16 protein-coding genes and 2 tRNA genes are annotated in these 12,943 nt (G+C 63.2%); 16 read left to right on the top strand and 2 right to left on the bottom strand.

What is annotated here, in order from left to right; translation table 11 throughout:
- Nucleotides 1–58: 58 nt before the first annotated feature.
- Together MXB90_RS16765 and MXB90_RS16770 are read right to left on the bottom strand one after the other, a co-directional pair.
- Entirely contained in the window at nucleotides 59–1,060 is a 1,002-nt protein-coding gene (locus MXB90_RS16765) for a hypothetical protein (RefSeq protein WP_250046569.1), read from the bottom strand.
- Nucleotides 1,061–1,106: 46 nt separating this feature from the next.
- A tRNA-Thr gene (locus tag MXB90_RS16770) sits at nucleotides 1,107–1,181 on the bottom strand.
- A 118-nt stretch (nucleotides 1,182–1,299) separates the two neighbouring features.
- Here MXB90_RS16770 and MXB90_RS16775 point away from each other — a divergent pair.
- The 16 genes from MXB90_RS16775 to MXB90_RS16850 all read left to right on the top strand — a co-directional run bounded on the left by MXB90_RS16775 (nucleotide 1,300) and on the right by MXB90_RS16850 (nucleotide 12,901).
- A complete protein-coding gene (locus MXB90_RS16775; RefSeq protein ID WP_250046570.1) occupies nucleotides 1,300–1,476 on the top strand; it encodes a hypothetical protein in 177 nt (58 codons plus the stop codon).
- Between the two features lie 4 nt (nucleotides 1,477–1,480).
- Nucleotides 1,481–2,752: a UDP-N-acetylglucosamine 1-carboxyvinyltransferase gene (gene murA, locus MXB90_RS16780; protein ID WP_250046571.1), complete on the top strand. Its 1,272-nt coding sequence runs from the start codon at nucleotides 1,481–1,483 to the stop codon at nucleotides 2,750–2,752.
- On the top strand, nucleotides 2,749–3,228 hold the full coding sequence (locus MXB90_RS16785) for a DUF2948 family protein (protein ID WP_250046572.1): 480 nt from the start codon (nucleotides 2,749–2,751) through the stop codon (nucleotides 3,226–3,228). Before murA ends, MXB90_RS16785 begins: the two co-directional genes overlap by 4 nt.
- Before the next feature lie 85 nt (nucleotides 3,229–3,313).
- On the top strand, nucleotides 3,314–4,624 hold the full coding sequence (gene hisD, locus MXB90_RS16790) for a histidinol dehydrogenase (protein ID WP_250046573.1): 1,311 nt from the start codon (nucleotides 3,314–3,316) through the stop codon (nucleotides 4,622–4,624).
- Nucleotides 4,624–5,103 carry a UPF0262 family protein gene (locus tag MXB90_RS16795; protein WP_250046574.1) on the top strand — a complete coding sequence of 160 codons (480 nt, stop codon included), beginning with the start codon at nucleotides 4,624–4,626 and terminating at the stop codon, nucleotides 5,101–5,103. The genes hisD and MXB90_RS16795 overlap by 1 nt, the downstream gene beginning before the upstream one ends.
- Nucleotides 5,103–5,564 (top strand): arsenate-mycothiol transferase ArsC, encoded by a 462-nt coding sequence (locus MXB90_RS16800; protein ID WP_250046575.1) that lies wholly within the window; start codon nucleotides 5,103–5,105, stop codon nucleotides 5,562–5,564. The genes MXB90_RS16795 and MXB90_RS16800 overlap by 1 nt, the downstream gene beginning before the upstream one ends.
- Complete coding sequence (locus tag MXB90_RS16805; protein ID WP_250046576.1) at nucleotides 5,561–5,974, top strand: ketosteroid isomerase-related protein; 414 nt, start codon at nucleotides 5,561–5,563, stop codon at nucleotides 5,972–5,974. The genes MXB90_RS16800 and MXB90_RS16805 overlap by 4 nt, the downstream gene beginning before the upstream one ends.
- 60 nt (nucleotides 5,975–6,034) lie before the next feature.
- A complete protein-coding gene (locus tag MXB90_RS16810; protein WP_250046577.1) occupies nucleotides 6,035–7,717 on the top strand; it encodes a methyl-accepting chemotaxis protein in 1,683 nt (560 codons plus the stop codon).
- A 63-nt stretch (nucleotides 7,718–7,780) separates the two neighbouring features.
- Entirely contained in the window at nucleotides 7,781–8,413 is a 633-nt protein-coding gene (locus tag MXB90_RS16815) for a GNAT family N-acetyltransferase (protein WP_250046578.1), read from the top strand.
- Nucleotides 8,414–8,510: 97 nt separating this feature from the next.
- Nucleotides 8,511–8,729: a translation initiation factor IF-1 gene (gene infA, locus MXB90_RS16820; protein ID WP_010397442.1), complete on the top strand. Its 219-nt coding sequence runs from the start codon at nucleotides 8,511–8,513 to the stop codon at nucleotides 8,727–8,729.
- Between the two features lie 13 nt (nucleotides 8,730–8,742).
- A complete protein-coding gene (locus MXB90_RS16825; RefSeq protein WP_462982319.1) occupies nucleotides 8,743–9,321 on the top strand; it encodes a Maf family protein in 579 nt (192 codons plus the stop codon).
- A complete protein-coding gene (locus tag MXB90_RS16830; RefSeq protein ID WP_250046579.1) occupies nucleotides 9,321–10,367 on the top strand; it encodes a ribonuclease E/G in 1,047 nt (348 codons plus the stop codon). The genes MXB90_RS16825 and MXB90_RS16830 overlap by 1 nt, the downstream gene beginning before the upstream one ends.
- On the top strand, nucleotides 10,364–10,537 hold the full coding sequence (locus MXB90_RS16835) for a DNA gyrase inhibitor YacG (protein ID WP_250046580.1): 174 nt from the start codon (nucleotides 10,364–10,366) through the stop codon (nucleotides 10,535–10,537). Before MXB90_RS16830 ends, MXB90_RS16835 begins: the two co-directional genes overlap by 4 nt.
- Nucleotides 10,538–10,704: 167 nt before the next feature.
- Nucleotides 10,705–10,780: transfer RNA gene (locus MXB90_RS16840), tRNA-Phe, on the top strand.
- A gap of 987 nt (nucleotides 10,781–11,767) precedes the next feature.
- A complete protein-coding gene (locus MXB90_RS16845; protein WP_250046581.1) occupies nucleotides 11,768–12,547 on the top strand; it encodes a hypothetical protein in 780 nt (259 codons plus the stop codon).
- A 42-nt stretch (nucleotides 12,548–12,589) separates the two neighbouring features.
- Entirely contained in the window at nucleotides 12,590–12,901 is a 312-nt protein-coding gene (locus MXB90_RS16850; protein WP_250046582.1) for a hypothetical protein, read from the top strand.
- The last annotated feature ends 42 nt before the right edge of the window (nucleotides 12,902–12,943 follow it).

Below are 12,943 nucleotides of genomic sequence, written 5' to 3' on the forward strand. Positions count from 1 at the left end.
TCCCCGCCGTTATCGTGCCGAGGGTGAATCATGTTCTCAAACCACTGTCGAGCCGGGACTATTTCAGCGGCCTGTTAAGTGAATCGCGCCAATCAAGAAGGTCCCTCTTGGTGAGACGTCGTGCATCGTTATGACCGACGAACTTCACCAAGCTTTCAACGACATGTTGCCAAGACGCCCCACCATCGCGATGCTTGCCAATCAACTGACGGTCCGCGATGTATTCAAGGAACAGGTCTGTGAGCAATACAGGCTTCGCCGGCTTCGATGTCTCGCTTGGCGGTCGAACGATCGGATCTGACGGCCTGCCACCGAAGTTACCTCTGTCGTGCTCGAGGGTGCGCTCAAGCGCTTCGATTTCAGCCCGAATCAACCGTTCTGCCAGCTCACGCCACTCGGATGACCCTTGATTAATTGCGAGGTGTTGCTCCGCAACGTAGGCCGCTGTCGCTGAGTCAATGAAACGCATGTCGCCCGAGGCGAGAGAGGACCGCAAAGCGGCCAGACGACGACGACGGATCTGTTCATCGAAGTGACGGGCTCCAGCCTTCAGTTCGTAATCCGTATAGACGTTGAACATGCGGACGGGATGGCGCTGCGGGTCTGCATCGCCAGCATCTATGCGCCGCATGGCCGCCTCATATGCGCCCGCTATCTCGGAAGGTGTGGGCATCGCTGCACGCTTGCTCTCTGCGGCCTCCAGAACGCTCGTGTAGTGATCCCAGACGGCGTTATCGTAGTCTTTGGCAGTGACGTCTCGGAGGCTGATTGTCGGCTCAGCAGGCGGCTGAGCAGCCATGACAGAACGCCTGGCTTGCTCTAGCTGACTTTGAAGTCGTGCTACAGCCGCAGCGTGATTTCGATCCGCGACTCGCAGATCACCGCCGAGCGGTTCCGTCAGCTGGGTCTTGTTATCGAACACAGGACGCAGCGCGACCGGAATAGAGACACGCGCCCAGAACCGCCCGTCCTTTTCCTTCCAATGTCGACGCTTGGCAGCCATGTCCTTGCCCCTTTCTGGCACCTGTTCTGGCACCTGTTCTGGCACCAGAAATGACACCAAGCCCTTGCAAGCAAGGACTTTCTTTATATTCAAGGGGATGAGATGGTGCTGCGAGAGAGGATTGAACTCTCGACCTCTCCCTTACCAAGGGAGTGCTCTACCACTGAGCTACCGCAGCGCCGGTGTGGTCCGTTCCGACCGTGGCGGCGATGTAGACGTATTCGCAGGCGGGTGCAAGCGCAAAGTCGCGCGCCCGCACTGGACGCATTTCGGACGACAGGATAGAGAGGGCCTCGATGACGAACAAACCCCGCAAGACCGGCCCCACGCCCCCCCCGAACGGCACCGACACCAGCCGTGAAGAACGGCTGCGCGCGGCGCTGCGTGCCAACCTGCAACGGCGCAAGGCCCAGGCCCGCGCCCGCGCGGCGCAGCTGGACGATGCCGCGGATGAAGAACAGAAGGAAGACTAGTCCCATGGACCAGATCATTGTCAAAGGCGGGGCCGAGCTTCGGGGCGAAATTCCGATTGCGGGGGCCAAGAACGCCTGCCTGACGCTGATGCCCGCGACGCTTTTGTCGGATGAGCCGCTGACGCTGACCAATGCGCCGCGGCTGTCGGACATTCGCACGATGACACAGCTTCTGTCCTCACTGGGGGCCGAGGTGGCGAGCCTGCAGGGCGGTCAGGTGCTGGCGTTGTCCAGCCACGACCTGAACAACCACACGGCGGACTATGACATCGTGCGCAAGATGCGCGCCTCGATTCTGGTGTTGGGGCCGATGCTGGCGCGCGATGGTCATGCGATCGTGTCGCTGCCCGGCGGCTGCGCGATTGGCGCCCGCCCGGTGGACCTGCACCTGAAGGCCCTTGAGGCGATGGGGGCGGATCTGGACCTGCGCGAGGGTTACGTTCACGCCCGCGCGCCGCAGGGCGGGCTGCGCGGGGCGGTTATCGAATTCCCCTTCGTGTCGGTTGGCGCCACCGAAAACGCGCTGATGGCGGCGACGCTGGCGCGCGGCACCACGGTGCTGAAAAATGCCGCGCGGGAACCGGAAATCGTCGATCTGGCGCAGTGCCTGCGCAAGATGGGCGCGCAGATCGAGGGCGAGGGCACATCCACCATCACCATTCAGGGCGTGGACCGGCTGGGCGGGGCGACGCATCCGGTGGTCACCGACCGGATCGAGCTGGGCACCTACATGCTGGCCCCGGCGATCTGCGGCGGTGAGGTGGAATGTCTGGGTGGCCGGATCGATCTGGTCGCGGCGTTTTGCGAAAAGCTGGATGCCGCCGGCGTCTCGATCGAGGAAACGGCGCGCGGGCTGAAGGTCAGCCGGCGCAACGGGCGCGTGAAGGCGGTCGATGTGGTGACCGAACCCTTCCCCGGCTTCCCGACCGACCTGCAGGCACAGATGATGGCGCTGCTGTGCACCGCCGATGGCGTCAGCGTTCTGGAAGAGAAGATCTTTGAAAACCGCTTCATGCATGCCCCCGAACTGATCCGGATGGGGGCAAAGATCGACGTGCATGGCGGCCATGCCACCGTGACCGGGGTGGAACGGCTGCGCGGCGCGCCGGTGATGGCGACCGATCTGCGCGCCTCGGTCTCGCTGATCCTTGCGGGGCTGGCGGCCGAGGGCGAAACCGTGGTCAGCCGGGTCTATCATCTGGATCGCGGCTATGAGAGGGTAGAAGAAAAGCTGTCGGCCGTGGGCGCAACCATCGAAAGGGTGAAGGGCGAATGACACAGGACGCGCGATTCGAGGATGCGGGGGAAGGCGCACTGGCGCTGCGTGCCGAATCGCCCGAAGACCTGCCGGTGATCGCGGCGCTTGTGCAGGATGCGGTGCTGTCGGCCGCCGATATCGTCTGGAACGCCAGGGCGCGCAGGCTTGCCCTGCTGATCAACCGCTTCCGCTGGGAAGACAAGGACCGCGCCGAGGCCGCCCGCCGCCCCTATGAACGCACCCGCGCGCTTCTGGTGATTGGCGATGTGACCGGCGTGTCCAGCATGGGCATCGACCGCAAGGATCCCGACCTGGTTCTGTCGCTGCTGGATCTGGCCTGGGAACCGGCGGGGGATGGCGCGGGGCGTGTGGTGCTGACCTTCGCGGGCGATGGCGGGATTGCGGCGCAGGTCGAATGCCTGGACATCGACCTGCGCGACGTCACGCGGCCCTACCGCGCGCCTTCGGGCCAGGCGCCGCATCACCCCGACTGATCCAAAGAAACCCGCTTTTCCGCAGTGCGGCGCTTGCGGGACGGGCGCGCAAGCTCTAAGTCCTGACCCAACCAAGGAGGGGCCGATGCCGCAGTTCCTGTCCACCACCGATGCGGATTTCGAGGCGCGGTTTGGCGCGCTTCTGGGCATGAAGCGCGAAGATGCGCCCGATGTGGATGCCGCCGTGGCGGCGATCATCGCCGATGTGCGCGCCCGGGGCGATGCGGCGCTGATCGATCTGACCGCGCGCTTTGACCGGCTGGACCTGACCCCTGAAACGCTGGCCTTTTCCAAGGCCGAGATCGCGGCGGAAATCGCCCGCGTCGCCCCCGCGGATCGCGCCGCGCTGGAACTGGCCGCCGAACGGATCCGCGCCTATCACGTCCGCCAGATGCCCGAGGATGCGCGCTGGACCGACCCCGAGGGGGCCACGCTGGGCTGGCGCTGGACGCCGGTGTCGGCGGCGGGGCTTTATGTGCCGGGGGGGCTTGCGTCCTATCCGTCCTCGGTTCTGATGAACGCGATCCCGGCCAAGGTGGCGGGGGTGGAACGGCTGATGGTTGCCTGCCCGACGCCGGGCGGCGTGGTCAACCCGCTGGTGCTGCTGGCCGCCGAAATTGCCGGCGTGGACACGGTTTACCGCATTGGCGGCGCGCAGGCGGTGGCGGCGCTGGCCTATGGCACCGAAACCGTGCTGCCCGTGGACAAGATCACCGGCCCCGGCAATGCCTATGTCGCCGCGGCCAAGCGCCGGGTCTTTGGCAAAGTCGGCATCGACATGATCGCGGGGCCGTCCGAGATCCTTGTCATCGCCGACCGCGACAACACCCCCGACTGGATCGCGCTGGATCTGCTGAGCCAGGCCGAACATGACGAAAGCGCGCAATCGATCCTGATCACCGACGATGCGGCCTTTGGCCAAGCGGTGGCGGATGCGGTGGCCGCGCGGCTGGAGACGCTGGAACGGCGCGCGATTGCCGGGGCCAGCTGGCGCGATTATGGCGCGGTGATCGTGGTGCGCGACCTGGACGAGGCGGCGGCACTGTCGAACCGCATCGCGCCCGAACATCTGGAACTGTGCGTCGCCGACCCGGACGCGCTGGCCGATCAGATCACCCATGCCGGCGCGATCTTCCTTGGCGCCTGGACGCCCGAGGCGATCGGCGATTACATCGGCGGGCCGAACCACGTGCTGCCCACGGCGCGTTCGGCCCGGTTTTCGTCGGGCCTGTCGGTGATGGATTTCCTCAAACGCACGACGCTGGCGCGGATGACGCCTGCGGCGCTGGCCGCGATCGGCCCTGCGGCGGAACGGCTGGCACGGTCGGAAAGCCTTGAGGCCCATGGCCTGTCGGTGCGCGCCCGTCTGGATGCCCTGAACGAAGGGGAAAAGTGATGTCCCGCATCTGCCGCATCGAAATCGACGAAGCCGGCCTGCCCGCCCCCACCCCCGAGATTGAACAGGAACGCCGCGTCGCGGTCTATGACCTGCTGGAAGACAACAACTTTTCCCTGCCCGGCCGTGGCGACGGGCCGCCGCCCCAGGGCCCCTTTGCGCTGCATCTTTCAGTGCGCGACGGGCGGCTGGTCTTTGACACGACCACCGAAGCCGGGGAAAAGGTGGCGGAATTCCACCTGTCCTTCGGCCCCTTCCGGCAGGTGGTGAAGGATTACTTCCAGATCTGCGCCAGCTATTTCGAGGCGGTGAAGAAGCTGCCCCCCAGCCAGATCGAGGCGATCGACATGGCCCGGCGCGGCATCCACAACGAAGGCGCGCGCGTCCTGCAGGAACGCCTTGAAGGCAAGGCCACGCTGGACATTGACACCGCGCGCCGCCTGTTCACCCTGATCTGTGTGCTTGCTCCGGTGAAGTGATGGGCGATATTCCCCATTCGGTCCTGTTCTGCTGCGACCACAACGCCATCCGTTCGCCGATGGCCGAGGGGATCATGAAGAAATTTTATGGCCAGGGCTGTTATGTGCAGTCGGTCGGCGTAAAATCGGACATGGAAATCGACGGTTTCACCATCGCCGTGTGCAAGGAAATTGGGGTGGAACTGTCGCGCCACCGCGCGCGGTCCTTTGACGAGATGCAGGATTGGGGCGACGATCTGTCCAGCTTTGATCTGGTCGTGGCGCTGTCGCCCGCAAGCCAGCGGCGCGCGCTGGACTTGACGCGCTATTACCACCTGGACGTGGAATATTGGCCGATCATGGACCCCACCGGCCTGGCCGAGGGGCGCGAGGCCAAGCTGGCCGCCTATCGCAAGACCCGCGATCAGATCGTGGCCAGGATGGTCGAACGCTTTGGCCCCCCAACCGAGGAAACCGCATGACGCAGGACAGAGCCAGGGCGCTGATCGCGTCCTATTTCCGGGCCTTCAACGCCGGCGATACCGAAGCGATGATGGCGCTGGTCAGCGACGATCTGGCGCATCACGTCAACGAAGGCCAGATCCGCCACGGGCGGGCGGCCTTTGCCGAATTCAACGCCCATATGGCGCGCTGCTACCGCGAACGTCTGGAGGACATGACGATCTTCGTGTCCGAAGATGGCGCCCGGGCCGCAGCCGAATTCACCGTGCATGGCACCTATCTGGCCACCGATTCCGGCCTGCCTGCGGCGCGGGGCCAGAGCTATGTGTTGCCGGCGGGCTCGTTCTTTACCCTCCGCGATGGCCAGATCGCGCGGATCACCACCTATTACAACCTTGCCGACTGGCTGGCGCAGGTGAACGCGGCGTAACGCTTCATTAGGCCTTGCACCGTAACGTGAAGGCATTCGTCCCCTTGCGAGTGCCGTTTCATGACCACAATTTCCGACCTTCTGCCTGACGCGGGTCAGGCCCTTTCCGCGATCGAGGACGTTCAGGCCGTCATCGCCTTCGATCTTGATGGCCGGATTCTGGCCGCCAATGACCGCTTTCTTGCCCTGACCGGCTATTCCCTGGCCGAAATTGCGGGCCAGCGCCACGCCATGTTTCTGGAACCCGGCGCGGCCGATCGGGTGGAATACAACGAATTCTGGACCGATCTGCGGCGCGGTCAGGCGCGACAGGGCGAATTCTGCCGAATCGGCAAGGATGGCCGCGCCATCTGGGTCGCGGCCACCTATGCGCCGGTGCGCGCGGCGGACGGGCGGGTGGAACGGGTGGTGAAATTCGCCATCGACATCACCGCCGCCAAGGAAACCGCCGCACTGGCCGCCGAACAGCTGCGCGCACTGTCGCGGTCGCAGGCGGTGATCGAATTCACGCCCCAGGGGCGCGTGCTGACCGCCAATGACCTGTTTTTGAAAGCATTGGACTATCAGCTTGGCGATATCCGCGGCCAGCACCACGCGATGTTCCTGGCCGGAAACGAATCCGAGACACCGGAATATCGAGCCTTCTGGGATGCCTTGCGCGCGGGCCGACCCCAGACCGGCGAATTCCGCAGGATTGGGCGCAACGGGCGCGAGGTGTGGATCGTCGCCTCATACAACCCGATGCTGGACGCGCGTGGCCAGGTCGTGCGGGTGGTGAAATACGCCACCGACGTCACGGAACGAAAGCTGGCCGTGCGGGCCCTGATCACCGGCCTGCTGCGGCTGGCGCAGGGGGATCTGACCGTGCGGATCGACCAGACCATCGGCGGCGAATTCGCCGAAATGCGCGAAAGTTTCAACAAGATGGTGCATGATCTGGGCGCGATGATCGGCCAGGTGCGCAACGCCACGCGGGAAATGCGCCAGCAGGCGCATGAGATTCGCACCGGCGCGCAGGATCTGGCCCAGCGCGGCACCCATCAGGCCGAATCGCTTGATCGCACCGCCGCCGCAGTAACCCAGATCGCAGACAACATCCGGCTCACCTCGGACAGCGCGCAGACGGCCAATGGGGTCGCAGGCGATGCACGCGAACGTGCCAGTGCCGGCGTCGGCGTTGTCGGCCAGGTCGTGACCGCGATGGAACGGATTGAAAACCACACCAAGCAGATGTCTGAAATCACCCGCGTGATTGAGAATTTCGCGTTTCAGACCAACCTTCTGTCGATCAACGCCGCGGTCGAGGCCGCCCGTGCCGGTGAAGTGGGCCGCGGCTTCGCGGTCGTCGCCGCCGAGGTGCGCAACCTCGCCCAGCAATCCGCCAAGGCCAGCCAGTCGATCGCCGATCTGATCGAGAAAAGCGAGGCCGACGTGCGGCTGGGCGTTTCCCTGGTGCGCGATGCCGGCACCACGCTGGCCGGGATCAACGAAGCGGTGGAACAGGTGGTGGGCGGCATCGCCAGTGTCGCCCGCGCTACCACCGAACAATCCCGCGGCGTTGCCGAAGTCTCCGCGTCGCTGGGGCAGATCGACACGATCACCCACCAGAACATGGCGCTGTCGGAACAATATGCCGGAAGTGCGCGGGTGCTGTCAGAACAGCTGGAAACGATCAACGCCTTGATGGAAGGGTTCACGATCCGCGAACACGGACATGCCTGGCGGTCGGGCCGGGCTGCCTGATCGAAATGGTCTTTCGGTCCCCCGCGGATCAGGCCAGAATGGCCCGGATTGGCGGGGGAAGATATGGATATCCGGGTTCTGAAGGGGGACGATCTGACGGCTGTGCTGGATGACCTGGCGCGGCTTCGCATCACCGTGTTCCGCGACTGGCCCTATCTTTATGACGGCAATCTTGACTACGAACGGCGCTATCTGGACGCCTATCGCACAAGCCCGGGCGCGATCGTGGTAGGCGCGTTCGACGGCGGCGATCTGGTCGGGGCTGCGACCGGCACCCCGATGGAGGATCACGCCGCCGATTTCGCCGCACCTTTCGCCGCAACGCCCTACCCTTTGGATGAAATCTTCTACTGCGCGGAATCGGTCCTGCTGCCCGCCTATCGGGGGCGCGGTGTCGGACATGCGTTCTTTGAGGCGCGCGAAGCCCATGCCCGCGCGCTTGGCCGCCGCTTCAGCGCCTTTTGCGCCGTGATCCGCCCCGCCGATCATCCCGCGCGACCCGCCGCCTACCGGCCGCTGGATGCCTTCTGGCGCGCCCGTGGCTATGCCCCGTTGCCCGGCGTCATCGCGCAATTCGACTGGACCGACCGCGGCGATGTGCAGCAGACCCGCAAGCCGTTACAGTTCTGGCTGCGCAATCTTGAGGACGAAATCCCCCCCGCAAACCCGGCTTTCACGGGCAAAACACCCCGCTGACGCCCGCACCGTCGACATTGCCCTTGAAAATTTCGTGATCCGGGCGCATCTAGGGCGCGCCCGCCGGATCAGGCGGGCGGCATATCCAGGAGTGACCATGGCCAAGGAAGAAATGCTCGAATTCCCCGGCGTCGTGAAGGAACTCCTGCCGAATGCGACGTTCAGGGTCGAGCTGGAAAACGGCCATGAAATCATCGCGCATATGGCAGGAAAGATGCGGAAGAACCGCATCCGGGTTCTGGCGGGCGACAAGGTGCAGGTGGAAATGAACACCTATGACCTGACGAAGGGCCGCATCAACTATCGTTTCAAGTGATCGCGGCCGTCCCGTGCCGCGTCTGATTCTCGGTTCCGCGAGCCCCCGCCGGCGTGAGCTTTTGGCGCAGCTTGGGCTTGTGCCCGATGCCGTGCGCGCCCCCGAAATCGACGAAGACCCGAAAAAGGACGAGGCGCCGCGCGATTACGTCGCCCGGATTGCCCGCGAAAAGGCCGCCGCCATCCCCTGCGCACAAGATGAGGTGGTGCTATGCGCCGATACCACGGTAACGCTGGGTCGGCGCATCCTGAGCAAACCGCGGGATGCGGCCGAGGCGGCGGAATTCCTGTGGGCGCTGTCGGGCCGTCGTCACCATGTGCTGACGGCTGTCGCCGTTCGCGGCCCCGCGGGCCTTCGTGAGCGGCTGGTTGACACCACCGTCCGTTTCCGACCGCTTTCGAACAGCGATGTGAACCTGTACCTTGCGTCGCGCGAATGGGAAGGTAAGGCCGGCGGCTATGCCATTCAGGGCCGCGCCGGGGCGTTCATTCCGTGGATTCAGGGCTCATTCACCGGCGTCGTCGGCCTGCCGCTTGCCGAAACCGCGACGCTTCTGGCCAGTTTCGGCATCACCGCGAAGGAACCCGACTGATGAAGGGACGTGTCGTCATTCTGGGCGAAATCGGGGGCCGCGAGGCCGCCGCGCTGATGGTCGATGGCCGGCTTGAAGACCTGCTGATCGACACCTCTGCGGTGGTGCCGCTTGCCCCTGGCGCGGTCTGCCGCGCCACGGTCGATCGCCAGATGAAGGGCCAAGGCGGCGTCTTTGTGCGCCTGCCGGGCGAGGAACGCGGTTTCCTGCGTGAGGTCAAGGGCCTGTCGCCGGGCCAAAGCGTGATCTGCCAGGTCACCGGCGGCGCCGAACCCGGCAAGGCCCTGCCGGTCAGCCTGCGGGTGCTGTTCAAATCGCGCCTGGCCATTGTCACGCCCGGCGCGCCGGGCCTGAATGTCTCGCGCCGGGTGCGCGATCCGCAGCTGCGCGAAGATCTGGCCGCGCTGGCGGGCGTGGTGATGCAAGGCTCGGACATGGGGCTGATCCTGCGCTCGGCCTGCGAGGGGTCCGAGGATGGCGAGATCGTCGAAGATATCGCCGCGATGCGTGATCTGGCCGAGGCGGTGATGGCAGATACCACGGGCGCGCCGGAACTTCTGGTCGATGCGCCCGGCCCCCATGAGGAATCCTGGCGCGACTGGGCCGATCCCGCCCCCGATGAGGTGATCACCGGCGAGATGGCCGATCATGGCGTGCTGGAGGCGATCGATGCGCTGCTGGCTGCACATGTGCCCCTGCCCGGCGGCGCGCATATGATGATCGAACCGACCCGCGCGCTGATCGCGGTGGATGTGAACACCGGCAATGACGGTTCGCCCGCCGCCAGCCTGAAGGCCAATATCGCCGCCGCGCGCGAATTGCCGCGCCAGCTGCGCCTGCGCGGTCTGGGCGGGCAGGTCACGGTCGATTTCGCGCCGATGCCCAAACGCGACCGCGCCACCCTGGAACAGCAGCTGCGCGTGGCCTTCAAGGGTGAGGCCGCCGAAACAAGCCTGGCCGGATGGACGCCGCTGGGCAATTTCGAACTGCAGCGCAAGCGCGACAGGGTCGCGCTGGCACTGGCACTGGCGGATCGCGCGCCATGAGCTGCCCAATCTGCCACAAGCCAAGCGATCCGAAGTATCGCCCCTTCTGTTCGCGCCGCTGCGCCGATGTCGATCTGGCACGCTGGCTCAACGGGTCCTACGTGATTCCCGGCGACCTGGCCGAGGAGGAAGACCGCCCCCCGACTGCGCCCGAACCCCCGTTGAACTGAGCCACCGCCCGCCAGCGAAGATCGCCGCGGGTCTTCTGGTCTTGCCTGATCACCCCGCGCCAGGATTTGCGCCCAAGACAAATTTTTTCGCGCAAACCCTCTGGACAGCCCCCCCGCCCTCGTCTACTTACACTCCACCAACGCCAGATGCCACGCAATGGCCCGGTGCCCAGATAGCTCAGTTGGTAGAGCAGCGGATTGAAAATCCGCGTGTCGCTGGTTCGATTCCGGCTCTGGGCACCACTTAAATCCTTTAAAAACAGACACTTACAGCGTGAAATTATCGATGACACAGCTCGTGTAAGCGATAATTTCCTTCAAATCTTGGCAATTTGGATGATTTTGTGGCAATGTGAGCGAGAAGCGCGGCTTCCCTTGAATTTCCATCAACATATTGTTTTTAAATGATAATTTCTCAAAGCGGACACTGTGGATACACTGAACGAAAATCCGCTGCTCTACCTCGCTGATCAAGAAGGTAAGTCCTTTTAGATCAGCCACTTAGAGATCTTCATGATTTCGACCGCACAGAATGTCATCATAAGAACAACATGTTACGCGGGGTTCGGGCGAGGCCTCCCCATGACAGGTTAACTTGCAAATCATCTGAGGGAGATTTGACGGAGGTCTGATCTGGTCTGCGGGAGGCAAGTCATGCTTGCCGCCCAGAGTGCGGCCCCACTTACCATATGCAGGTCGAAGCCATTGCAAGCTGCGTAGCGCTGCCACATTGCTCGAGAAGCTTGAGAGCATAGAGTAAGTTTGGGCACAAAGACCGAAAGTGCTTAAATCTTAGGCGTCGAAAAAGCAGACACGCGGAAACCGAATCCACTGCTCCGGGGTCAAACCACCCCCTCAATCAGGTCCATTTCGCTCACCTCCCTCATTGATGAGCTTACGATGGCAAGTGAGATGGTGGATCGGACAAAGCGTGGGGCGACAACCTATGATGTCGGAAAGAGGGGGGCGGAGAGCCTCCTAACGGCGTCGCCGCATCGCACCGCACCGCTGCGAAACTGAGCAAGCTGCCATTCGAACAGCGCGTGGCGAGGTTCGCGCGTGCCGGTCACGAAGGGCGGGAAGCAGACTTGCGGCAGCGCGGCGCAGCGACAGCTGCAACCTGGGCAAGCCGACATTCGGATGGCGCACCACAAGTTGCAGCTTGAAGACCCAAGAACACTTGATATTGTGAAAACACTTTAGGGTAGAGAAATCTGATATTTGGTCTCAATGATCGAGTTTGAATGCGCAGTTAGGGAACTTCCGCACGACACGACCCTCTCCGCCGCTGGGTTCGAGGACGGTCCGAAGATCGACCCTTTGAAGTTGATCTTCACCTACGACTCCGATGAATGGGAAACATTCGTAGATGAGTGGGTTCATTCACTCACCGAACTGTATGCTGATGTCGTTCGCCCCACCGGCTCTGGCGACAAGGGGATAGACGTCGCGGGTTTCAGGGATGCCGACTGCTTCCTGGGTGACTGGGACAACTATCAGTGCAAGCACTATGCGCGTCCTCTTGGCTTCACCGACATCGCGCCAGAGATCGGGAAGATTCTCTGGTACTCGTTCTGCGGCGACTACAAAGAACCAAAGGCCTGCTTCTTCATCGCCCCGAAAGGGACAACACCCACTCTCGATCTGCTTTTGGGCAATGCATCCAAGCTAAAGGCAAAAGTGATCGAGGGATGGGAAAAATCCATTTCCAAGAGGGTGACCGACAAGCAGGTTGTCGAACTTGTCGGCGAGCTCTCCGACTACGTGAATAACTTCGATTTCCGTATCTTCAGTGCTCCTGCCGCAAGAAAAGTGATCGAGCAGCATGGCAAGACTCGATATCACCAAAGGCGGTTTGGTGGCGGACTTCCCCCTCGGCCGAAGTCGAAAATGCCTCCAGAAGAAATCGAAACCCACGAAAGGAACTACGTAGACCGGTTGCTCGAAGCCTATGCGGACCATGCCGGTGAAGCGCAGATATCCTTGGCTGTCAACGCCGCTTCCTCTTGAAGTTTGGTGCTCTCCGACTGCAGTTTGCCACTCGACGCTCGTATGCATCTGCCGTCGCATCGTGCTGGTTCGAACAGCCCGCCGCAACAGGTCCTCCACCTCGCGCTCGATCTGCTTCGCTCGGGTTCGAAGTCGTTGCTGCTCCTCTTTGACCTGACTCGCACGACGATCCCATGCATCGCGGAACATCCTTTCCGCGAGTTCGAACGTCGCCTTTGCGGGAACGATCCCCTTCAGCATATCGTCGAAGGCGTCTTCGATCTTGTCCTGCGGCGGCGACTTCCCTTTTTCAGTGCAGCCTCGGTGGTGGCAAAGATAGTTGGCCTGCTACCGGTTTCGTGGACAGCAGGTTAAGCTAGCATAGCGCGTGCCTCGAACTCCATGGGGCTGATGTAG

Origin of the sequence: Phaeovulum molybdatiresistens (assembly GCF_023544865.1) — a bacterium.
Classification (GTDB): Bacteria; Pseudomonadota; Alphaproteobacteria; order Rhodobacterales; family Rhodobacteraceae; genus Pontitalea.